The sequence below is a fragment of the Agrobacterium sp. ST15.13.013 genome, from assembly GCF_027956525.1.
Lineage (GTDB): Bacteria > Pseudomonadota > Alphaproteobacteria > Rhizobiales > Rhizobiaceae > Agrobacterium > Agrobacterium salinitolerans.
The window spans coordinates 135,868-159,287 of record NZ_JAQKGP010000012.1 but is presented as its reverse complement, the minus strand read 5'-3'; the positions used below and the strand labels follow the sequence as shown (position 1 = coordinate 159,287).

Below are 23,420 nucleotides of genomic sequence, written 5' to 3'. Positions count from 1 at the left end.
CGTCAATAAGGACAGTCAGTGCCAGATCCGACACGTACTACAAGACGGCCTTACTCGGATGCGTACGTTGGAGCAGAGGTTTTTGCAATCCGCCGGCGAGGTTATCGGTGCTGTCCGGCATTTCAACGATGATGACAGCAACCAACTTCGCATTGAATTACTGAGTGACGAAGCGATCAAGACCTCAGAGATTGAGGGTGAATTTTTGGACCGCATGAGTGTCCAATCATCACTGCGTCGGCAGTTCGGACTGGACACTGATGATAGACAGGTTCGCCCCCAAGAGCGGGGGATCGCCGAGATGATGGCGGACGTCTATCGAAGCTGGCACAAGCCGCTGCATCATAAGGGTTTGTTTCACTGGCATTCAATGCTGATGGCTGGAAACCGATATATTGAAACGGTTGGTGCCTACCGCACGCATGAAGACGCCATGCAGATCGTGTCAGGTCGATTGGATAAGCCGACAATCCATTTCGAAGCTCCACCGTCTCACCAGGTTACCGATGAGATGGAAACTTTCATCGCTTGGTTCAATCAATCCGGGCCAGTTGGGCAAACGTCGCTTCAAGCTCTGACACGCGCAGCAATAGGCCATCTTTATTTTGAAAGCATCCATCCATTTGAGGATGGCAACGGCCGAGTTGGGCGCGCGCTCGCTGAGAAATCCCTGGCCCAAAACATAGGGCAGCCAAGTCTCATTTCTCTCGCCTTCACAATCGAGAAGAGCCGGAAAGCATACTACTCAGAGCTTGAGCGGAACCAGCGCACGCTTGATATCACCGACTGGATCATTTTCTTTTCAGAGACGATCCTGGATGCTCAACGCGCAACGCTTGAGCGCATAGATTTCTTCATTCAGAAAGCAAAATTCTACGACCGTTTTAGAGACCGACTGAACGAGCGGCAGGAAAAGGTGGTCGCGCGCATCTTCAAGGAAGGCACGGCAGGCTTCAAGGGGGGGCTAAGTGCCGAAAACTACATTTCGATCACAGACACATCGCGCGCTACAGCAACACGCGACCTTCAGCAGCTCGTGGAGATGGGTGCACTGACGCGTACGGGCGAACGTCGGCATACCCGGTACTCGCTGTCACTACAAAAATAAATTGCCGCAAGGCAAATGAACAAGGTGAACGGCTGTTCGAATCCGCTCAAGGCGAGGCTACGGCCGGATTCTGCGCAATTGACGCGATGCTAGAGGCTTTCCTTGTTGATGGGTGTTTCTTCTGGGGGCTATCCCGGCTGCATCCGCGTCTCGCAACATACGGTAACATGATGAAACCCCATTGGGTGACCTGATCGCTAGTGTCCGATCTTCGAGGTCGTCTGCGGCTCATGATTATCCGCAGCCAACGATGAGGTTGTATCATGCATGGGAAAGCATCGCCGGCCCGGCCTGCGGCTTGGCGTAGTATCAGTTTCGCTCTTGCGGGCTGTGTTGGTCTTACAATTAGCGGTATGCCAGTCGGAGCGGCGGATCAGATGCCCGTGACGGTTGTCGTTGCCCGCCAAGGGCTTGTCACGGAGCAAATTGCCTTAGTCGGTACGCTGGCCGCCCGTGAGGAGATCCAGGTTCATCCGTTTGTCGAGGGACGAGAGATTACCGAAATCCTCATCGAGGTCGGCGAACGGGTAGAGGCTGGAGAACCCTTGGCGCTTCTTGACTCCCAGGAGACCCGGTTAGCACTGGACAAGAACACGGTAAGCATGCAGCGCGCGAAAGTCGCAATCGCTGCAGAGAGGAGCAAGGTCGATATCGCTCTGGTGAGCGAACGTGAAGCCTTGAAGAGGCTCGAGCGAAGCCGTTCCCTTCGGCCCAAGGGGGCCGTATCGGATCAAACTCTGGAAGAGCATCAAAACGCCTATGATCGCGCAATTGCGGAGTTGGAACTCGCGCGGTCGTCCCTGGCTCTGGCAGAAGCGGACGAACAGTTGATTGCCAGCGAACGCCGCGAAATCGAATTGACGCTGGAGCGATGCACAGTACGGGCGCCGGCTGCCGGTTCTCTTCTCGAACGTAGCGCCACAATCGGGGCCCTGACGTCCAGTTCGGGCGAGCCCCTATTCACTATCGCGCGCGACGGCGTGATCGAGTTCGTCGCGGAGGTGACCGATGCTAGTTTCGTTCGCCTTAAGGAAGGCATGACTGCCAAGATTGCAGTGCCCGGTTTTGAAACTCCTGTATCCGGAACTGTGCGATTGAGCGCTGCCCGGCTGGATCCGAAGACGAGGAGCGGTTCTATCCGGATCGAACTTGATGGTGCTGTCCCACTCATCCCAGGCGCATATGCCCACGGCGAGGTCGATACCGCCGAACGGTCCAATATTCTGTTGCCGGGAACGGCGGTCAAAAGCGCGGAAGGCGTCAACAGCGTCTACGTCGTCAACAATGATCTTGTTTCGGTGAGAAATGTCAAAGTGGGCGGGCAGCGCGACAACCTGGTGGAAATCCTCGAGGGTGTCGGAGATGGCGAGATGGTCGTCTTAAAGGCTGGCGGTTTTCTCAGGGATCGGGACCGCGTCATCCCTATCCCCGACCTTGCTTCTGCTGAGGTCACTACGCAGCGCGAGCTATCCGAGGCTCTGCTGCCGGCCGATGCTGGTGAGGGAATTCGTAGATGAACGCCAACTTATCCGCCTGGGCAATCCGCAAGCCATTGCCATCAATCCTCTTGTTTTTCATCCTGACGATCGTGGGGCTCTACAGCTTCTCGCGCCTGCCGGTCACCTATTTCCCGACCATCATTACCCCCCTCGTCAAGGTCACCATAGAACAGTCCGGGGCGACACCGACTGAATTGGAAACCGAAGTTACCCGGCTAGTCGAGGATGCGGTTGCGTCCCTGCCGGAATTGAAAGAGCTCAAGTCCACAATCAGCCAAGGTCGCTCGGTGACTTCGGTCGAGTTCGAGGTCGGCGAGGTGACACCCGACAGGGCGATGGTGGATGTGCGTGACGCCCTAGCCAAGATTCGTTCCGATCTGCCGCCGTCAATCGACGAACCCGTCACCGAACGGGTCGAGGAGGAGGGGCAGTCTGTGGTGACCTACGCAGTCGCCAGCCATGACATGACAGTCGCTGAACTCTCTTGGTTCGTCGATGACATCGTCGCAAGACAGCTGCAGGGATTACCGGGGGTCGGCCGCATCGAGCGTGTCGGAGGCGCCGATCGCGAAATCCGTATTGAACTCGATGCCGACAGGCTTCACGCCTTTTCCTTGTCCGCAAACACCGTCAACGACGCACTTGTCAGAACGCAGGTCGATGCTTCAGGCGGTCGAAGTGATATCAGTGGGCGCGAGCAGGCGCTGACCACGATGGCTGCGGCCAGGACCGCCGCGGACCTGGCAGATCAGCGCATTGCCCTGTCCTCTAGCGCCTCTGTCCGTCTCATCGACTTGGGCAGGGTTCAGGACACCATTGCAGAGCCCAGATCCTTTGCGACGCTGGACGGCAAGGACGTCGTCGGTTTTTCCGTTTATCGTACTCAAGGAGCCAGTGACGTTTCCGTCGCGGCAACCGTAGCGGATGCAGTGCTTGAACTCGGCTCGGCCCACGCGAAAGTCAGCTTCCGTCTCGTAAGCGACAATGTCGCTTATACTGCCGGTAACTACAGCTCTGCGATGCATACCCTCGTGGAAGGGGCGATCCTTTCCATCATCGTCGTCTTCCTGTTCTTAAGGGATTGGCGCGCGACTGTGGTGGCTGCGGTTGCGCTGCCACTTTCCATTATTCCTACCTTTTTCGCTCTGGAGTTTCTCGGGTTTTCTCTCAACATCCTGAGCCTACTTGCCATCACGTTGGTGACCGGAATTCTGGTCGATGACGCCATCGTCGAGATCGAAAACGTCGTTCGTCACCGCAACATGGGTAAGTCAGCCTATCGAGCTGCTCTGGACGCATCAGACGAGATCGGGCTAGCCGTCATCGCGATCTCGGCCACGATCATCGCCGTTTTCGCGCCGGTCGGAATGATGAGCGGCGTCGTTGGTCTGTATTTCCGTGAGTTCGGCCTGACCGTCGCCATTGCCGTCTTCTTCTCTCTGCTCGTCGCCCGCCTGATTACGCCTATCCTGGCGGCCTATTTCATGACAGGCAGTCCTCCGGTAGAGGCACCCAAAGGACGTTTTATCACCGCCTACGAACGCCTGTTGCGGTTCAGCCTGCGCTGGCGATGGATCACCGTCGGAGCGGCAATAGCATCCTTTGCCCTTGCCATGATGGCGCTGATGTCGGTTCCAACTGCCTTCCTGCCGGAAGAGGATACGGGCCAGCTGACGTTGACGATCGAGCTGCCTCCGGGTTCAGCTCTTAAGGAAACCCGCGAAGTCGCCGATGAAGTTTCTCGGCGGATAGGCAAATTTGAGGAGGTCGAAGGCGTATTCGTCCAGGCCGGTTCCAGCATGTCGGGTCAGCAGGACGTTCGCTTTGCCACTGTGCTGATTGATCTCACGCACAAGTCGGCGCGTTCCCGGTCATCCTTTGAGATCGAAGCCGATATGGAAAATAGTCTCGCCTCGATCGCGGATACCAAGCTGCGCTTTCTGAACAGCGGCGGCGGGCGTGATATGTCCTTTGCCGTACTCGGGACCGACGGTAGCAAGGTACAGGAGGCAGCGAACCGCATCGTCAACGAAATGGCAACGGATCCAACCTTCATTTCCCCCGCAGCAGAGAATGCAGCGATGCGACCCGAACTCCGTTTCAAGGTCCAGACCGACAAGTCGGCCATGCTCGGGCTGTCGCCTGCGGATATTGCCGATCTGATCAGAGTGTCGACCGTCGGAGATAGCGACAGCCGTTTGCCGAGCATGCTCGACGGAGCCCGACAGATCCCTATCCGCACTGTACTTGATGCCAAATCTCGAGATGATCTCCGTAGATTGGAATTGTTGACAGTCGCGCGGTCTGATGGAACGCGCATCCCGCTGACGGCGGTCGTGGACGTCAGTTTTGACGAGACCGTTTCCGCCATCGAACGTTCAGATCGCAGTCGCCTCGTGGAAATCGGCGCGGATATGGCCGCTGGCATGACATCTGGGCAGGGGATGGAGCGGCTGCTGAAACTTCGGAGCGTGACGGATCTACCGGATGGCGTGCGCATCCAGGCCACTGGGGATTCTGACACGGAAGGCAGTGTCTTCGAGAGCTTTGCCGTCGCCATGGGCTCGGGGATCATGCTCGTCCTGGTCGTCCTGATCCTGTTGTTTGGCAGCTTGCTGGCGCCTTGGACTATCCTTGCATCACTTCCACTTTCAATTGGTGGCGTGGCTGCCGGACTGCTCGTCAGCGGCAATGCCATGTCCTTGCCCGTTGTCATCGGCATCTTGATGCTGATGGGGATCGTGACAAAGAATGCGATCATGCTCCTGGATTTTGCCATTGAGCGTGAAGCTCACGGCCTGCCAAGGTTCGAGGCTATCATCGAAGCTTGCAGTGAAAGAGTGAGACCTATCATCATGACGACGCTGGCAATGGCAGGCGGGATGGTGCCGTCGGCTTTCGGCGTGGGCGATGGCGGAGAGTTTCGCTCTCCGATGGCGATTGCGGTCATTGGCGGTTTGCTCGTATCCACACTGTTGTCGCTGATTGTCATTCCCTCCCTCCATCTCATCGTCTCGAACTTGGGCGATCGCATTGCCCGTAGCTGCAGGCCGTTCCTCCAGTCGGCGGAAGCTTAAGGGCATAGAGTCGCCGGTGGCCGGCGACGCAAGCTGAGAGGGGTCGGGCCTGCGTGGTCCGACCTTCTTCACTGGCAAGGTTCGCAACAAAATGTAACAAATCGAAATATGAGGAACGCGCCCCGAATGCATGCTCTAGGCAAGGGCAAGAGGGACTAAAACATGCAGCCATCAGCGGCAAATGTTCAGGTATTGATCGTGGAAGACGATCCCGACATCGGCAAGCTCCTTGCAATGACGATGCGGGAGAATGGCATGACCCCGACGATTGCGGAGGACGGTCATGTCATGCAGTCGCTTCTACGAAGCAATACATTTGACCTCATCATTCTTGATGTGATGCTACCCGGCGAAGATGGCCTGACGCTCTGCCGAAAAATCCGTGCCGAGAAGACGATACCGATCATTCTGCTGACGGCGCTGGGCGAAGAAGTCGACAGGATTGTCGGGCTCGAAGTGGGCGCCGACGACTATGTCACCAAACCGTTCAGTCCGAGAGAAGTTGTCGCTCGTGTGCGCAGCCTACTCAGACGCGCCTCCTATGGTCTCGTATCTACAACCGGACAGCGCAGGTTGCGCTTTGATGGCTGGCAGATCGATCCAATGCGTCGCCAACTCCATGATCCCACAAATGCCCGGGTCGCACTCACGACCACGGAGTTTGATTTGCTTCTGGCTTTCTGCCGGAATCCGGGTCGAGTGATCACCCGCGAGGAGTTGTTGTCCTTGACCCACTCTGGTCTCGCCGGACCGATAGAGCGCAGCATCGATGTCCATATCAGCCGCCTGCGCCAGAAGATCGAGAGCGACCCCCGCGAGCCATTGTTGTTGCAGACCGTTCGGTTGGGAGGCTACACGTTCACGGCCTCGGTCGAAGAGGTATGAGCCGCAAAAAAGGATATAGCGGTGTTTTGGGCCCGGCGCGACGACAACGCTCGATGGAGGTCTCATGAAGCTGCCTTTCTTGGTCACGCCTAAGACGATCTTTGCGCAGATTGTTGTAATCGTGGTGCTGGCACTGCTGATAGTCGTGACCGCTGGGCCGATCGTTGAACGCTGGCTCCGGGACGACTACGAAACGCCGGATATCGAGCAACTCGCGGATCGGCTACATGCCTTCGCTATCGTCTTGAAAAGCGCCACGCCAGACGAGCGCGAGACTATCATCGCCGCTACTCAGCGTTCAGGCTGGGACGCTACAATCGAGCCGCTCTCTTTAAGGGCCCAATTTGCATTTTCATCGTCCAAGGAGCACCTTTCCGACAGGATCATCGAATGGCTTTTCCCTCCGGACGATTGGATTGTTCCTCTTGACGGTTGGCGCACCTTTCTCGGAGACAGGCGGATCGTCGCCACGCAGATTGATGACGCCTCAATGCTGGTCTCGACCGTCGCAACAAACGACATTTTGTTCATCAGCGATTTTATCGGTCAGGGAACTTACTATGTCGTGGCAATTCTGACGCTGGTCTTCCTCTTCTGCTCGTTCGCCATCTGGTCCATCATGCTACCGCTTCGGCGTATCTCTCATGCGGCAATAAACGCCGACCTCAACAACGAGGCCCCGATTTTCGAGGAGCGGGGGAGCCGCGAGATCATCGTTGTGGCGAGAGCTTTGAATAACATGCGCAACCGGATATCCGTGATGATTGAATCGCGTACCAGGATGTTGAGAGGGATCAGCCATGACCTGCGAACTCCCCTCACACGGCTGCGGATGCGGGCTGAAAGGCTTAGCGATGGGAGTTCCCGCGATGCGATGCTTTCTGATATAGACCGTCTCAATAGGCTATTGACGGAAAGTCTCGACTACCTGCGTGATAACCATCGCAGGGAGGCGACCGAGCGCACGGATCTGGCCAGCCTCGTGAAAACCGTGTGCACCGAATTCGCCGATATCGGCTCCAATGTCGAATATCGAGGGCCGAACCGGCTCATTGTCCATTGCCCGCCCCTTGCTATGGCAAGAGCAATCACAAACCTCTGTGACAACGCCACCAAATTTGGCCAGTCGGTTCTGGTCGAGCTGCGCCAGAGTAGCAATGGCGTGACTATCGACATATCTGACGACGGTCCGGGCGTTTCGGCGACAGACAAGCAAAGGATACTGGAGCCCTTCTTCAAGGCCGATGCGGCTCGAACTGGACCCAATGACGGTTTCGGGCTTGGTTTGTCGATCGTGGCAGAGATCGTTCAGGCCTATGGTGGTCGTCTTGATCTACTTGATTGCCTGCCCCAGGGCCTGCGTGTTCGTCTGGAACTGCCCTTTAAATGAGACGTGACCGGCGGTGGTTATAGTACCTTCGCCGGAGCCGAATTTTAAGGCAGACAGTGCATCGTCACAGGAAAGACGGGGCCTCCTATCGGAGGAGGTTAACGTATCCCGCGTGGAACCCGCCGTTCGATCGGTCACGTTGCTCTATATTATCCCTATCGAATGCTAGCGAGTGGTGGATCGCCATCGCGGCTTTCATACCGTCTGCGCAGGCAAGGGTGATGTTTGCGGTTTGTCTGCAGATATCGCCCGCAGCATAGACATGGCGAATGCTGGTCATCTGCTGGGCGTTGACTGCGATGGTCTGACCGAGTGGGCCGGTGTCGATCGCGCATCCCAGTTCTTCGGCAATCGGGCTGTTGAGTTGGTGGCACGGAGTGAGAAACAGGGTGTCGAGGGGCTGAATCTGGTTGTCCGCAAGGTAGATGCGCGCAAGGTTGCATCCAACTCCAGCCAAGCGTTTTACCGGCGCCGCTTCAATACGGACCTTGAGGCTTTCAAGGGTCTCTCTCATCGACACGTCGCATTCGCCGCCATCGAGGTAGAAGGTTGTCGGGCACCATTCCGACAAGAGCATCGCTTGTTGAGGAGACTGTGGAGAGGCGTTCAAGACGCCGACTGGTTTCCGACCGTATTCGAAACCATGAAAGTGTGGGCATGGAAGAACCGATACACCCCAACGTTCTGAGAGACCCGGTATGTCTGGCAAGATGTCGGAGACGCCAAATGCAAGGAGCAACCGTCTTCCGGCAATGTGCTCGCCAGACCAGTTCGTGACAACAAAATCCCCCAGTTGGGCCTGGACGCTGACGGCCGCTTCAGCAAGCAGCGTGACAGTAGGATAGGTCGCGACTTCGTCCCACATGGATTGCAGGACACTGTGTGGATCGTCATCGTACCGCCTCGACGAACCTGTCGGCTGTGCAGAAAAGCGATGGCGGGGATCCCCGAGATCCAGGACGCAGACCTGTCTGCGCGCACGGGCCAGATATTTGGCTGCGGTCAGCCCGGCGAAGCTGCCGCCGACAATTATTGCATCATACTGCATGGAAAGCTCCATTGCTCGAATCAACGGGATTGTCGTCCACAGCTGCGGTGGGCGAGCGAGCATGCCGCCCAATACCTGCTTGAGCTATCGGGCTGCACGGTCGCAGATGGGTATTTGCCATCGGGCTTAAGCGCCCTACGACATGGGAGTGCTTATGCAGCGGGGTCACACGGAGACGGGTTCGCCTCTGGTCCCGGCAAATAGATGATCGCATTGCTTCTGCTCGATGCGCGACTGCCCGCGCTCCATCGACGCCTAGTCATGACTTGCGAGCCACTGGTTTCGAGAGCTTTCAACATGACGTCTGCCTGGGCGAAATAGCTGACGATCCAAGCAACTGGACCTCTCCCGAAGCGCCATTTTGTTCCCCAGCGCTTAGCAGGTTCGACAACCGTCTCCCAAGGGCGAGGCGTTCCGTGAAAGACAACAATCTTGGCCTGGCCGGGAAGTCGAACTTTCGTGAGCAGGAGATTGAACGGGAAAAGCCTGACACAGCTTCGCTTGAAACTGACACAGAAACCACTCGGCCAGTAGCTTTGATCGGCCACGGTTTCAGACAAGTAGGTCTGGTCATTCTTGAAGTTGCTCGACATGGTCCCGGCATTCGCCACAACCTGCTCATAGATCCGGGCAACATTGTATGGGCAAAAGCCGAAGACGGAAGATTGACCACCGCGATCGGGTCGGAGCCATTGCGGGAGAAGGCTCCAGAGGGCGGGGTTCCATTCTCTTTGCAAGACAAGGTGCTGACGCGCACGTACCACGGCAATGAATGGCGCAAGGGGGCGCAGAACCATGATGTCGAGATCGAGAAATAGGACGACATCCTCATGCGGGAAAAGATGAGGCGCAAACACCGCGAGCTTGGGCCAGCATCCCCGTTTCCATGCTTGTTCTGGGAGCCCGAGATCCGGGATGGGCAATGCCAGGATGCCATTTGCGAGGTCGCCGTCATCATCTGTCAGGCAGACAAACGTGAAGGGCTCCTCCATATTCCTTAGAACGCTGGCAAACAGCGTGTTGACGTGGTGGGCGGTGAACGCCTGTCCCCATTTCATGCAGATGATCGCTACCATGACGCGGCTCCTGTTGAACTGCTTCATTCATAGGTTCGGCAGGGCTGAACTGGCGTTGTGACTTGTGAAGAAGTGTTGCGGCGTGTTGTCCCGGCTTCAGTCAGCAGGTCCCCGGCAACCGCAGTCCGCGTGCGATTTCATCTGCCAGGACTTCTCCAGCGGGCCGGCGCGAAGGCGCTTGAGGGTGGGGACACAGTTCGTCCACTGTGTCAGGTCGATGGTGTACGGGCCGGTTGGCCATCGCATTTTCCCGATTATGTCTTCCAGGAGCGGTACACGTATGCTCAACCCGCGCGGCGGCGATTTTGCTCAGCACGGCAAGCCCGTCATTTTTCTCAGCATGACGTAACATGGGGCAACATATCGTCACGCCGAACTGCCGATGGAAATGAGAGGTGAGCATTCCTTTCCCATTCTCTAGGTCTCGCCATGAACGATGTTCAACCTCCCTTCCTTCAGCACTATCGCATCAATGCTCTTCGCGTCGCAGCCGCCATAGGATTCGGTGTCATGGCAGTTACAGCCGCACCTCCGCCGTTGCCGCTTTTGAGCCCGTTCTTCGAGATTTGGGGCATTACCGCGATCTTCGTCGCGATAGCGGGCAGGGCCTGGGTGCTGCTTTACATTGGAGGGCGGAAGAACTCTGAGCTCGTCACCTACGGTCCGTATTCGATCACCCGCAATCCCCTTTACGTCTTCAGCCTTACAGGTATCACCGGTGTTGGCCTCCTAACCGGCAGCCTGATATCGATGACAGCCTTCGTCCTTTGTGCGTATCTCGCCTTTGAGATGGCAATACGCGGCGAAGAAACTTATCTCTCCAGCCGTTACGGTCACCGCTTCCATGCATACAGGCAGGCCGTCCCGCGATTCTGGCCAGATTTTTCTCTTTGGCGTGAGAGCGATACTCTGCCGCTAAGCTCTGGACGGGCATTGGCAAGCTTGAGAGATGGGGTCGTCTTCATCCTGGCTTGGATCGGGATTGAATTGCTGAAGGTCGGACAGGAAACTGGTCTATTGCCGGTGGTCGTAACCTTGCCGTTTTGAGGGCCCGCATTCTTGCAGCAAAAGGACCTGCGCAACTGGTTCGACGGCTGGCCGTGGGGCATTGAAGAAGTTTGGCCGTTGACTCGACCTGATTGTGCGGCACGCCACGCTCGTCTTGCGGCGAGCGTTAAGAAGTGTCTCTCGGTCATTCCTCAGTCCTGGGACGTCATCCATACGCCAACCAATGTCACTGCCAGCCCGGTGAGCATCGTTAAGGTCAAAGGCTCGGAAAAGAGCATCCAGGCCCATAGCATGGTGACAGGCGGGCTGAGGTAGATCGCGGCACTGACCTTGGCGGCGGGAAAGAGCCGCAGACTGGTATAGTAGACCGCATAGGCGAGGTAGGTCGCGATCAACACCAACCACGCCATTCCGATGGCGAATTCTGAGCTGATCGGAGGGACAAGACTGCCTTGTGTCCAAGCGCAAAGGCCAAAGAGCACGGAACCCGTCAGCATGTGTATGCAAAGGCTCTGGTGGACGGGCATATGCGGTGTCTTGCGTCTTCTGTAGAGAACGGAGGCGCCTGCGAAGATGATCATGGACGCGATCGTCAGTCCATAAGCCCAAGCCGGGGCGGTTCCGAAGCTCAGACTGTCCAAGGACACAATCAACACGCCGGCAACTGCAATCGCCGTGCCCTGCCATTGCCGCGCGGTCAGCCGTTCGCCGAGTACCGGGTGTGAAAGGGCAGCAATGGCGAGCGGAAGAAGGTCGGCAATCAGGGCCACCAACCCGGTTGGCACCTTCTGCTCGATGGCAAGCGCGAAGCCTCCAAGGTAAAGGAAGACCGACATGATGCCGAAAAGCGCCTGACCTTTTAGCGCATCGCGCGAGATCCTCGGCCCGATAGCCAGGGCGAAAGGCAGAAGGATCATTCCTGAAATCAATGTGCGCCAGAAGAGTAGAAGCATGACGCTCGCCTCCTGACTGGCATAGCGGATTCCGACGAAGCCAGAGCTCCATCCGATGATCAAAAGCGTGGCAAGCACTGGCCATAGCATTGGGTGGTGTCGCGCAGTCGTGGCGCTTCCGGCAGGATCTGTCATGGTGCCTCGATCAGGTGAACCGCCATCATCGCTAGCGGCAAGGGGGCACGGAAGCTCATGACAAATATCGATGGCTGCATGACAATCTCCCGACCACTGTCATGATCGCAATCGCCTGTGGTATTGAGACGGGCCACAGCCAAGATGGATGGGACAATGATCGAGTTGAACAGTCGCCGCCTCGAAATTGATGCGCTAAGGGCCTTGTGCGCAATCAAGCATCATGGGGGTGTCACCAAGGCAGCGTCTGCCTTGGGGCTTTCGCAATCCGCGGTCAGTCATAAGATCCGGCGCCTGGAGCTGAGCCTTGACTGTGAGTTGCTGGGCCGCAAGGCGGGCGCTTCCATGTTCACCCCCGCTGGCCAGGAACTCCTGGACTATGCTGGCCGAATCCTTGCACTTCACGATGAGGCGTTGCTGAGCCTGTCAAAGACGCCGCTCGCCGGAAGACTTCTGCTCGGTCTGACCGAAGACACGGCCTGTAGCGACCTTGCGCGCATCCTTGGCCGTTTCGGGCGCCTCCACCCGAACGTCTCCGTCCGGACAAAGGTGCATATGAGTATGAACCTCCGCGGCATGCTGGAACGCGGTGAGTTGGACGCCGCCATGGTGCAGATCTTCGACCATGAAGTACGCCCAACGGATGTCATCCTTTACAAGGAGACCCTTCACTGGGTGAAACATCCGGAGCTGACGATCCGGCCGGATGCACCAGTTCCCTTTCTGTCGTTCCATGGCGAGTGCTTTTACCGACAATGGGCATTTGACCTCGGCCGGGATGAGGCGCTTCTCGAAACGGTATTTGAATGTTCGAGCGCTGCAGGCATCGTGTCGGCCGTCAACGCTGGAATGGGGGTCGCGTTACTGAGCGACCGCCATGTGCATGGCAAAATGCAGGTCATGACGGAGCATTTGCCCAAACCTCCATCCCTGGCTTACGTTCTTCGCAGGGCACGCAGGTCGCGAAATCCGGCTCTCGATAGTCTTATCGTCGAGATAAGGAGGGAAATCGATCGGCAGGGTGGCTTGGCCCTGACTGGCTGACCTGAGCAGGCTTCGAAGGTGGAGCCGTGCCGCCTGCGACCTGAGACCGTGCCGCGAGATGCGCCGTTCGGTCCGGATACGAGGCAAATGCCGACCGCAGTATCGTTTTGCCGCAGACGGTCGTCCCGCCAATGAAGGGCGATGGCTGTCACAAGGAATTGAAGCCGGGCAGGCAACCCGGCTTCTGTTTAGAGTTGGGCGGACTTAGAACTTGTAGCCCACAAAAAGCGACACCGATGGCTGCACCTTTTCCTCAACGATTGGACTATCGGCTGCGTCACCTGTGAGAAATCCGACCCCGGCTTCCCCCTTTACCAGCCAATTCTCGGTCAACAGGTACGTCGCGGAGGCCGAGACATCCACGCGCTTAAGACCCGCTTTCGCTTCATACTCCGCAAGTCCCGATTTAGCAGACTGATCCGCATTGACGCCGAAATACGCTGCCATATGCTTGTCGTTTGCGATAACCGCCTCGACGCCAGCGCCGAGGATCAGACGTTCGGTGACGGGAGCCTTGTATTCAGCGCCTATCGTACCGATCAGACTTTCGCTTCCGTCAATCGTCTGGTCGATGGTTCCATAGAGTTCGAGGCCGTTCCACGAATATGACGCCTTGCCTCCGACGGTTGCGGCAAAGTCGATTTCTCCAAGTCCACGGAGACGGTCGCCATCATCTTCGTCTCGGCCGCTTTCGTAGCCGACCCGTGCGGCAAGCTCGAACCCTTGGTGTTCGAATGCGGTGATAGAGACACCGGTGGGGTCGATCTCAAGCCACTCGCCATAGGTGAACAAGAATACTGGCAATGGACTCGGCTTGAAATCCTTGCTTCCCTCGTATTCCGGTTCAAAGCTGCCTCCGGCGCCGATGATCAGGCTCCAGTTTCTGTCTGTCCCACCGTCGAAGCGCTCCGAATCGAAGGGCGGTTCTGGGGCGGGCTCTGCTGAGACATCATCTGCGGCCCGGGTGATCGAGCCAGTGCCGACCACGGCGAGAATGACCCCCAGCATGCCTGGAACGAGGACGTTTGAACGAGAACGTCGATTGATTTTTTTCAGATAAGACATGAGTGCTCCGGTGGATTGGCACGGGGGGTCGCCGGCAGTCGCCTTTGGACCGTGCATACACCGACTCCATCCCACGAACGGCCCGTGTCGGGCATGTCGTTATGTTACGGTTTGTTTCGGTGGAGCCTCCTCGCGGTCGATACCTCTGGTTCGACGCATGTACATTGGGGTCCTCTACAATGTGAGGAATAAGGGCCACTCTAGCGTGGCCCTTACCGTGTCTTGCTCAGTTGGGCACGAAAACAACGACAGTGTTTTCGTTGTAGCTGACTTGGGCAATTTGCCCATCAAGTGTGACCGAGTCGAACCTCCCGGCAATTGCGTCGGCCCGGATCACGGTCATGGCTGAACCCTTTGACGATGTGGCCGCCGAATCCAAAACGACCTCAAGTCGCCCGCCAGCGAGCGAAGCCGCCCCGGTGACGTCGAGGCCACTGCTCTCAACGTTGCTCCATGTGACGGCCAGCGTCCCATCGCTTTCCTGACTGAACCTGGCACCGAGTTTGAGGCCTTCTGGTCCGACCGCGAGTACGCCATCAGCCAGATAGACGTCACCGGTACCCAGAGCGGCTGGCGAGGCGGCAAGCAAGACTCCGCCCTCGATGATCGTGCCGCCTGAGAACGTGTTCTTTCCGGCAAGGGCGAGCGTTCCCGTACCGGCCTTCGTCAGCCGGCCTTCACCGGAGATGTCGTTACGCCACGTGTCCAGTTCGTGGAAACCACCCTGGCTCTGGTCCATGGTCACAGTAACATCGCCGTCGAATGCACCGAACCCATCGGCAGCTCGGAAATAGTCCAGTCGTCCGTAACCTTCTATATCATCCATAACCGGAAAGCCTGAAGGCAAGGCGGTCGTCTTGAGGACGACACGCCGTTGTTCGGCCGTCAAATAGGGCAATCTCGTTTCGAGGATCACCTCTGCCCCTTTCGGAACGACAGCGGGCTTGTCGGTCATCCCGACCGGATTGAAGGCGTAGGTAAGGCGCGGAGTTATGTAGGCGGCATTGGTCAACCAGTCGGCGAAGCGGTCTTCCTCGGCAGAGCTCGCATGGCCCAGGCGAACCAAATCGAGCGGGTTCTCCGCCCCGGTCTTGCTCATAAGCCAAGAGCGTGACTGATCGCGGGCGGTCTGCTTCAACTCGGCATTTTCAGGTCGGTTAAGGTTGTAGACCACGGCTGCCGTGCCGAGCATCCGGCCACTAATGACGTCAAGGGGTGAATGCATGCCCGCGATGATGCGACTGTCACCGAGTTCGACCGCGCGCGTTACCATTTCCTGAAAACGTTCCGGGACCAGATAAGCCATGGTCAGCCCATCTCGCCACGCCTCGGCCGTGTGGCCACTGGGATAACCACCATCCTTCGCAGCAGTGCCACTCTTTGCAGGCTCCAGCGTCGGCAGGACCGCTACATCGGTGCTCCAGCGCCAGGGGCGGGCGTATTTGAAATAGCGCTTGGCGGGTTCCGTCGACGCGTCAACTCCGACTGCGTCGAGAAGATCGACCGCCAGGCCGAGATTAGGATTGGCAGGCGTGCCCTTTTCAGCGTCCGCCTTGCTACCGACACCGCGATTGTTGCCCTCATCTTCATATTTTACGGTCGTGGCATCAGGGGCGACTTCCGTGATCGTAGTCACCTGTTTGGCGCCTTCGCGCCAAATGTTCGCAAATGGTCCAAGACCATCGATGAGCGAGGCGTTCTTGCCACGCCGATCGTCCAGGTAGGCCTGGACCGACTGCTCGGTCGTGCGCGCGCGCGTAGCTTCAACCACATAGGCGATGTTGTGGGCATGGACTGTCTGGTCGATGACTTGGCCATCGGTGGCACTGCCTGGAATGCCGTCCCACGGCGCCTTCGCGATCGCTGCGCAATTACCATCGGCGGGAGCTTCGACATCGGCATCGACGAAGAGTGTACTTGGGGTCCAGATATCAAGAAAACCGGAGAGGAGCCGAACGGCGGCATTCGTCTCCAGCGTCGCCATGCATGCCTTGCCACGCTGGTTCGTTTCTCCCGTATCGGCATAGGCGGGGACAGCGTTCAAAACCGGTGCGGTATCGGTCCGACCCAATCCGGGAGGAGGGGCCGGCAGATCGGCTGCACTTGCATGTGTGGTGAGGGCGCCCAGCAGGGCGGTCGACAGTATGAGTGTCTTAAATAGGGTCACGTCAATCTTTCCTAAGCTGACTGGAATGCGGGCCCGACTTACGGATGCTCTGTGACGCCTGTGTTACAAACGGGTCACATCGTCGGAGGGTTCAAGGTGCCGCCTGGCAGTCGAGTGCTACGGCTTCCCCGGCTCGGTCTTCAGCATCCCGACGACAGAATTGTCTCGGTCCCGATCAATTGGCCGAGCGCAAATGTCGCGCATTTGGGCAAGAGAACGCCGTGTTGCGAACATTAAGCCAAGTCAGTGCAAGGACCGCAGAGAGACGTCAGCCCCTCTGCGGTCAAACAGGTGAGGGCGCGTGCCCGACCTGTTTGCGTCGTCAGGCTCTTACCTGACCATCCCAGCTTCACCGTCGGAATAGTTCACCGGCATCCAGTCGAAGTGTTCGCCTTCTTTGAGGACATTGCCGATCCCCGGAAAGGCGATGTGCGCGCCGGCGACGAGATAACCTTCTGCGATGGCCTCGGCGAAGGCTTTGCGGCGGGATCGCACAGCCCCAGACCGATCTACGTCGAACTCTATGGTCACCTGAGGCTGCTCGAACTGAACGATATCGCCATGGGTGATATCGCCCCAGAACACCAGTTTCTTGCCTCCACTTTCAACCACGATGGAGCTGTGGCCCGGAGTATGTCCAGGGCGCAGGATCGATTGGAAACCCGAAATTACCTCCTTATCATCCTGGAACACTTCCACCCGACCCCGCTCAAGATACGGCCGAAGGCACTCCTCCGCCTCCTTAAACAGTTGCTGGTTCAAGCCTTCCGGTCGCGCCTCTGCCGGGGTTTTCAGCCAGAATTCAAGTTCACGCGCGGGAACATGCAGGGTTGCGTTCTCAAAGACGAGCTTCCCGTCCCGAACCAGGCCACCGGAATGATCCGTATGGACATGGGTCAGAATGACATGATCGATCTGGGAGGCCTTGTAGCCCGACGCTTCCAGGTTGGCGAATAGGTGCCCGGCCTCCGCGCCTAAGTAGCTCCCACTTCCGGCATCGATGAGGACGAGACGCTTGCCGTCATTGACGAGGAAGGCATTGACCGATGTGTCCGTCGGAATGGCACGGTAAGCTGCGCGTAGCAGTTGAGCGGCTTGCTCTGCGGTCACGTCACGATACATTTCCGGAAGAGGGAGCGGCAGTGTGCCATCCGAGAGTGCCGTGATTTCCAGATCGCCCAGGGCCATCCTGTAGAAACCGGGGGACTGAAAGTGCTGCTTGGGTGCAGCCGCGAAAGTGAGCGAAGGGGCGCCTGAAATGGCCGCTGCTGTGGCCAGCATTGAAGCCCCCTTGAGGACGTTTCGTCGTGTTACGTTGTTCATGATAAATCCTTCATCCATTCGCGCCGCTTGGCGCCAGTTCGATGCGCGCGGCGATTACGGGATGAAAGTAAGCGGCGGCCGTTCGAGCGATTAGGCACCGAAACTCGATCGCGCCGTCAGCGATTTGGTTACAATGAGGGATCGTGCAGATATGCGGCTCAAGTCAGCCGCAGCACGTTTTCCATGTTCTCACTCAGATAGTCGATGAAAGATCTCACCTTGAGAGGTTGGACGCGCCCACCGGCCCGGACGGCATATAGAGTGGCGCTGGGTCCGGACCATTCGGGGAGAATGCGGACGAGGTCGCCCGCCTCTGTGGCAGTGTGGACGAGGTGGGGATTGGTGAGCTGTATGCCCTGTCCCCGGATCAGAAATTCGAACAATGCCTCCGGGTCGGTTGCGACAACCGCCGGGTTGATCGGGAAATCTATGACCTCGCTCTGCCTTGTCAGAGGCCATGAGTGCTGAGGCCTGCCATAGAACAGTTGCGTCACGAGGCAGGCATGGTCTTTCAACTGCGAAGGATGTTCTGGAACTCCGTGCTGTTGAATGTATTTCCTAGACGCGTAAAGCCCGGTCTGAAAGTCGGCCAGGCGACGCGCTGCAAGGTTGGAATCGGGCATAGGGCCGTTCCAAAGGCGACAGGCGACATCGATATCCTCGTGCACGATGTTCTTTACATCATGGTCGAGAAGCAGTTGCAGCTTGACCTCCGGATAGGCTTCGCGAAACCCGACCATGAGCGGGGCGAGTGCCTTGGTGACCAGCCAATGCGGCGCCGTCACCCTCAACCACCCAGAGGGTTTGCCATGCACTTGCTCGACCGCGCTCTCCGCGTCACCGATAAGGCGCGCGAGATCGCGGCATCGATCGAAATAGATCGATCCCGCCTCCGTCAAACGTATGTTACGGGTGGTTCGGTGAAGCAGCTTTACACCCAGCCTCTGCTCCAGGTCCTGCACTTTCTTGCTGATCCGCGCCTTGGAGGTTCTGAGGCTCTCTGCCGCTGCGGTAAAGCTTCCCCGCTCAACGACTTCAACAAAGGCTAGCGTGTCGCTCATGTCTCGAAGCATCAGCAGGGGTCCCTCAGGCGGCTTGGATCGGCGTATAGATATCGCCGCCTGCCATATCGAGGTAGGCGAGACACATGTGCTTCAACTCATCACGAATGGCATTCTGGTCCGATGGGGAGAGATTGCGTTCGAAGACGTTTCTGACCGTTCCGAAGATGACGGAAAGAAGCGTGACGTTGACGAGACTGATATTGGTGTAGCGAGCATTTGGAGCGCTTAACAGCATCGCCTTGGTCGCGGCATCCATGCGCTTGGCGAAAGCATCAATCAACGCCTCATTATCCAGTTCGACCGCAGAGCTGTAGAGCGCACGCGTGACATCGCTGCGCTCGGTCTTTGCTTCCCAATAGGCAGTGATGAGCGCCTCGACCATCTCGCCTGTCATCCTCCCATGGTGCGCAAGGCAGGTCACTTCCATCCGCTCCGCCAGTCGGTCCAAATAGCGTTCGTTGAGCGCATAGAGCAGGGACTGCTTGTGCGGAAAGTACTGGTACATAGTGCCGACAGAGACCCCCGCACGCTCTGCGACGCGGGTGGTGGTCAGGCGGTGCGTTCCCTCGGCAATCAAAACCTGAATAGTCGCCTCGAAAATCGCATCGATCGTAGAGGCCGAGCGGGCCTGACGCGGCTGTTTGCGGGCTTTCAGGTGGCGAGGAGGTGAGACATCCATATGCGAATCCAAAAGTCGAACTATCCTTCATATATTTAGCGTTGCATGTTTCCCAAATGCAAAGGTGAATTGATGACTGACACAAAGAAAATCGCGCTGGTTACAGGCGCGAACAAAGGTATCGGACTGGAGATTGCAAGACAGTTGGCGGAGGCGGGCGTCACGGTGCTGATGGCCGCCCGCGACGTCGCACGCGGTGAGGCGGCTGCGCGTGAACTGTCGCAGGCTGGATTGACTGTAGAGGCCATTGAAATGAACCTCAACAGAGAAGAGACGATCCCAGTTGCTGCCAAAGCAATTTTGGACCGGCATGGCAGGCTCGACATCCTTGTCAACAATGCCGGCATTGTCGACCCTGAAGACGGCCCTCCGTCGGCGGCAACAGTCGCTGCGGCCAGAAGGTTGATGGAGACGAATTTCCTCGGCACCCTGGCGGTCACCCAGGCGATGTTGCCGCTCTTGCTGAAGTCGAGTGCCGGTCGCATTGTAAATCTGGCGACGACGTTGGGCTCGCTCAGCATCAATAGTGATCCGACCTCACCCTATTATGAGGCCCGGCTCATTGGTTACAACGCCTCAAAGGCGGCGTTGAACATGCTGACGGTGCAGCTGGCCGCCGAATTGAAGGGCACCTCAATTGTCGTTAACTCAGTGGCGCCGGGCTATGTCAAGACGGGCCTGACAGGCGGCAAAGGCTACATGACGCCCGCAGAGGGCGCACGTCTTCCCGTCCAATATGCTCTGCTCGGCAAAGAGGCGGTTACAGGCCAGTTTGTCGCCCCCGAAGGCCCTGTCGCCTGGTAGTGGCGGGTCATGTGGGCCGGCGAATGCCGGCCCAAAACAAATCTCTGTTCCGACCTCGGGAAACAACGTCCTCTATTGGACATTATCTGGGATACGGAACATTTCCATCGGCCCCTGACGAAGGCAACCAGAACTGCAAGAAACCCCATGACCGAGACCGCTATTGAGGATGACGAGAGATTTCCCGCGGGCGGATATGCGCCCATGCTGGATCCAGAGGTCCCCGACCGCACGTCATCGCGTGGGCTGGAACAGTTCATAGCGGGTCGAACCTTGTTGAGCGGAGACAGTTTGGCTTGGAGCGACCTCTTTGTTCAGATTTACTCGCGCCATCAAAACCAGGAGCCGTTCTTGGTCCCGGCCGTCGCTGAACCGCTTGTGGTCTGGGTTATGTCGGGCGAGGCCATAGTTGAGGAGCGAGATCTCGATGGGGAATGGCAGGCCGTCCATGTGAGGGTCGGCGATTTCTTTTTGACAAAGACAGACCGGCCTTACGAGATGCGATGGCAATCCGTCGGGCCGGATCCGTTCCAGGTCATGCATCTCTATATGTCCGTCCCGCTGTTCGAGCGCGTGGCCTGCGATGTTCTCGGCTGCACGGCAGTGCCGGGTCTGCGTGATATCTCCGGCGGGCAGGACCAACAGCTCACCCACTTCCTGTCGCTGATCCATCATGAGCTTGTGTCGGAAGGCAAGGGCAGCCAGGTCTATGTCGAAGGGCTGGCACAAAGCCTTGCCGTGCATCTGATCCGCAACTACGCCTCAGGCGAAAGCGGGGAGGTGCGGCAGGCCGCGTTGCCGGGCTACAAGCTGCGGCGGGCCATGGCGCATCTCGATGAGCATCTGGCCGAGCCGTTCAACCTGGCGGAACTTGCGGCTGCAGTCGGAATGAGTGAGTTCCATTTCAGCCGCCTGTTCAAGAAGGCAACCGGTGTCTCACCCTCTCGCCATCTCATTCGCCAGCGGATCGCCAGGGCACAGCAGCTTTTGCAGGAAACGGATCTCAGCATTATCCGGGTCGGTATTGCGGTCGGCTATTCAAGCCCAAGCCATTTTGCCCAGGTGTTCAAACGGGAAACCGGGTTGGTTCCGAGCCAGTATCGCAAGCGCTGACCGCATCGCTGCACCAGTCTCACATCCGTGCCGGTAAAATCAGCAAGTGCGCGCCATCATCCCACCGCCAGCAACTGTCACCCTTAAGCCGTGTTCCACCCCACCATTGATCGATGCCGCGCACGTCCACGACATCGGTTTCGCCGGCGAGCACGCTGCGGCCCAGAGCCGTCAATTCCAGATGGCTGTCGCGAAACGAATCCCAGGCGTGAGCGTCATCGGCGAAGTCGCCTTCACCAAGACGCCCGTTGAGTCCTTCGATCAGCGGAGCCGTGCTGGACGCCAGGGAACTGATCAGCGCGACGATCTGCGGGAGCTCGATCAGCGGCAACGCTGATTGGGCGAAAACGCCTGCGATTTCACCGACGCGGCACTGACCGGCGCTGACGCTTTCCAGGACCAGACGCTCGCACGCGCCCAGACCGGTGTCCGGGCGTGGGAGATCGTCCAGCAGCGCCTCCCGTGTCCGATACATGCCCGGAAAATGGGTCAGAACCTCATGCGACAGGTTCAGCCAGTCCTCGGGGGTGGGAGCGGAATAGGCCGACCAGATCGCCGTTGCGGCCGCTATATGCGCGTCTGCCACCTCGACCGGCAATGCCACCGTATCCGGAGGAGTGCCGGCATCCACATGGCCCCACCGCATAGGCCCGTTCCGGAGATGGATCTTGCGGCAATCCAGCCCGGCGGCATGTGCCTTGGTCAGCAGCAGGGTCATGAGAAGCTGGCTGTTGGGATCGGGGTCGACGTAGATCTCACAGCGATCGGCCGCGTCCAGGCGGGATAGGACGCGGGCCTCGTCCAGCTTCACGATCTCGGATGCCAGGGGAGTGCGGATCAGCCGGAGCGCCAAAGAGACAATCTCCGGCCGGGATGTCGATTCTGCATGATACGCCTTCAGATATCCGGCAGCAGTGTCATAGCAGGTCAGGCACAGTCGATTTTGCACGCTTTCATTTCCTCGTCTTAGTGGGTCGCCTCGGAACATCTGCTGCTGCGACGAATTTGGCGCAGGTGTGCCTGAGCGGCAGGCACAGCAAAGCGACAGGGGAGCACCGAATGCGCAATCAGCTCATTACCGAACATGTACTCGTAAATGATCACCGCATTGCGGCAGGCGTGCACGGGGAAGGTGAACCCGTCGTTTTTCTGCATGGCACGCCGTCGTCGTCGCTCATCTGGCGGAATGTGGCGCCTCGCCTCGTCGAGGCCGGCATGAGGGTTCATCTTTTTGATCTGCTCGGCTATGGCCTGTCCGAACGACCGCATCCGGTCGAGGTGGATACCTCGATGACCGCTCAGGTAGCGGTTCTTGAGGGTATGCTGGCGCATTGGCGCCTCGATCGCTTCCATCTTGTCGCTCACGATATTGGCGGAGGAATTGCCCAGAGGTTCGGCGTGTTTCGCCCGGAACGGTTGAGGTCGCTGACGATGATCGACGTCGTCAGTTTCAACAGCTATCCTTCGCCGCGGACGCGCAAACAGATGGAGCAGGGCCTCGAAACCCTGATCAAGACGGCCGATGCTGACCATCGCGCCCACTTCCGAGACTGGTTGCTGAGCGCTGTCCAAAACAAGCGAGGTTTCGAGGACGGCCCACTCCGGACCTATCTCGACTATATCTCCGGACCAATCGGACAGCCGAGCCTGTTCCAGCACCAGGTCCGCCATTACGACCCGGTTCATACGCTTGAGATCGCCGATAGGCTTCACGAACTGGGCCAAATCCCAGTACAACTGATCTGGGGTGCCGATGATGTGTGGCAGGTGCCGAATTTGGCGCACAGACTGAAGGAAGCCATCCCGGGCTCGACGCTGACCATCCTCGACGACTGCGGGCACTTTGCGCCGGAGGACCAGCCGGAAAAGATCGCGGAGCTTTTCTTGCAGTTCATCCGATCGGTCTGAGGTATCTCCGCGGTGACGCCGGCCACTCTGCAGCCTGGCGGCTGTGGGGCATTACGCTTCTTGCGTTCTCCCGA

19 protein-coding genes are annotated in these 23,420 nt (G+C 58.0%); 10 read left to right on the top strand and 9 right to left on the bottom strand.

From position 1 onward, the window contains the following. The first annotated feature begins 58 nt into the window (after positions 1-58). The 5 genes from PL597_RS14350 (at position 59) to PL597_RS14330 (ending at position 7,959) form a co-directional block, all read left to right on the top strand. Complete coding sequence (locus PL597_RS14350; RefSeq protein ID WP_271365518.1) at positions 59-1,108, top strand: Fic family protein; 1,050 nt, start codon at positions 59-61, stop codon at positions 1,106-1,108. Between the two features lie 377 nt (positions 1,109-1,485). Beyond that, complete coding sequence (locus PL597_RS14345; RefSeq protein ID WP_271365517.1) at positions 1,486-2,625, top strand: efflux RND transporter periplasmic adaptor subunit; 1,140 nt, start codon at positions 1,486-1,488, stop codon at positions 2,623-2,625. Next, positions 2,622-5,684 carry an efflux RND transporter permease subunit gene (locus PL597_RS14340; RefSeq protein WP_217005493.1) on the top strand — a complete coding sequence of 1,021 codons (3,063 nt, stop codon included), beginning with the start codon at positions 2,622-2,624 and terminating at the stop codon, positions 5,682-5,684. Before PL597_RS14345 ends, PL597_RS14340 begins: the two co-directional genes overlap by 4 nt. Positions 5,685-5,846: 162 nt before the next feature. Then, the gene (locus PL597_RS14335) at positions 5,847-6,569 is read left to right on the top strand and encodes a response regulator transcription factor (RefSeq protein ID WP_217005491.1); all 723 of its coding nucleotides are present in this window, start codon (positions 5,847-5,849) and stop codon (positions 6,567-6,569) included. Positions 6,570-6,633: 64 nt separating this feature from the next. Beyond that, complete coding sequence (locus PL597_RS14330; protein WP_271365515.1) at positions 6,634-7,959, top strand: ATP-binding protein; 1,326 nt, start codon at positions 6,634-6,636, stop codon at positions 7,957-7,959. An 85-nt stretch (positions 7,960-8,044) separates the two neighbouring features. Here PL597_RS14330 and PL597_RS14325 read toward each other — a convergent pair whose 3' ends face one another. Beyond that, the gene (locus tag PL597_RS14325) at positions 8,045-9,007 is read right to left on the bottom strand and encodes an NAD(P)/FAD-dependent oxidoreductase (RefSeq protein WP_217005487.1); all 963 of its coding nucleotides are present in this window, start codon (positions 9,005-9,007) and stop codon (positions 8,045-8,047) included. A 152-nt stretch (positions 9,008-9,159) separates the two neighbouring features. Beyond that, complete coding sequence (locus tag PL597_RS14320) at positions 9,160-10,083, bottom strand: hypothetical protein (protein ID WP_217005485.1); 924 nt, start codon at positions 10,081-10,083, stop codon at positions 9,160-9,162. Between the two features lie 429 nt (positions 10,084-10,512). On the opposite strand from PL597_RS14320, the gene PL597_RS14315 reads away from it, so the two are divergent. Continuing rightward, the gene (locus tag PL597_RS14315) at positions 10,513-11,130 is read left to right on the top strand and encodes a methyltransferase family protein (RefSeq protein ID WP_217005483.1); all 618 of its coding nucleotides are present in this window, start codon (positions 10,513-10,515) and stop codon (positions 11,128-11,130) included. Between the two features lie 152 nt (positions 11,131-11,282). Here the strand turns inward: PL597_RS14315 and PL597_RS14310 are convergent, their stop codons facing one another. After that, complete coding sequence (locus PL597_RS14310) at positions 11,283-12,179, bottom strand: DMT family transporter (RefSeq protein WP_217005481.1); 897 nt, start codon at positions 12,177-12,179, stop codon at positions 11,283-11,285. A 156-nt stretch (positions 12,180-12,335) separates the two neighbouring features. Here PL597_RS14310 and PL597_RS14305 point away from each other — a divergent pair, with 156 nt between their 5' ends. Continuing rightward, complete coding sequence (locus tag PL597_RS14305; protein ID WP_217005479.1) at positions 12,336-13,223, top strand: LysR family transcriptional regulator; 888 nt, start codon at positions 12,336-12,338, stop codon at positions 13,221-13,223. Positions 13,224-13,427: 204 nt separating this feature from the next. Here PL597_RS14305 and PL597_RS14300 read toward each other — a convergent pair whose 3' ends face one another. The 5 genes from PL597_RS14300 to PL597_RS14280 all read right to left on the bottom strand — a co-directional run bounded on the left by PL597_RS14300 (position 13,428) and on the right by PL597_RS14280 (position 19,521). Continuing rightward, the gene (locus PL597_RS14300; RefSeq protein WP_271365511.1) at positions 13,428-14,288 is read right to left on the bottom strand and encodes a MipA/OmpV family protein; all 861 of its coding nucleotides are present in this window, start codon (positions 14,286-14,288) and stop codon (positions 13,428-13,430) included. A gap of 226 nt (positions 14,289-14,514) precedes the next feature. After that, positions 14,515-16,455, bottom strand: a complete 1,941-nt coding sequence (locus tag PL597_RS14295; protein WP_254229204.1) for an acid phosphatase — start codon at positions 16,453-16,455, stop codon at positions 14,515-14,517. A gap of 330 nt (positions 16,456-16,785) precedes the next feature. Beyond that, positions 16,786-17,778, bottom strand: coding sequence for an MBL fold metallo-hydrolase (locus PL597_RS14290; protein ID WP_271365508.1), 993 nt, complete (start codon positions 17,776-17,778; stop codon positions 16,786-16,788). A gap of 158 nt (positions 17,779-17,936) precedes the next feature. Beyond that, positions 17,937-18,839 (bottom strand): LysR family transcriptional regulator, encoded by a 903-nt coding sequence (locus PL597_RS14285; RefSeq protein WP_254229202.1) that lies wholly within the window; start codon positions 18,837-18,839, stop codon positions 17,937-17,939. 25 nt (positions 18,840-18,864) lie between these two features. Next, positions 18,865-19,521: a TetR/AcrR family transcriptional regulator gene (locus PL597_RS14280; protein WP_217005475.1), complete on the bottom strand. Its 657-nt coding sequence runs from the start codon at positions 19,519-19,521 to the stop codon at positions 18,865-18,867. A 72-nt stretch (positions 19,522-19,593) separates the two neighbouring features. Here PL597_RS14280 and PL597_RS14275 point away from each other — a divergent pair, with 72 nt between their 5' ends. Then, positions 19,594-20,325, top strand: coding sequence for an SDR family oxidoreductase (locus PL597_RS14275; protein WP_165225552.1), 732 nt, complete (start codon positions 19,594-19,596; stop codon positions 20,323-20,325). A gap of 204 nt (positions 20,326-20,529) precedes the next feature. Then, positions 20,530-21,438 (top strand): helix-turn-helix domain-containing protein, encoded by a 909-nt coding sequence (locus tag PL597_RS14270; protein ID WP_254229254.1) that lies wholly within the window; start codon positions 20,530-20,532, stop codon positions 21,436-21,438. A gap of 19 nt (positions 21,439-21,457) precedes the next feature. Here PL597_RS14270 and PL597_RS14265 read toward each other — a convergent pair whose 3' ends face one another. Next, positions 21,458-22,387, bottom strand: a complete 930-nt coding sequence (locus PL597_RS14265; RefSeq protein WP_217005775.1) for a hypothetical protein — start codon at positions 22,385-22,387, stop codon at positions 21,458-21,460. Between the two features lie 110 nt (positions 22,388-22,497). Between PL597_RS14265 and PL597_RS14260 the strand changes: the two genes are divergently transcribed. Next, positions 22,498-23,346 (top strand): alpha/beta fold hydrolase, encoded by an 849-nt coding sequence (locus PL597_RS14260; RefSeq protein WP_217005777.1) that lies wholly within the window; start codon positions 22,498-22,500, stop codon positions 23,344-23,346. Positions 23,347-23,420 lie beyond the last annotated feature (74 nt).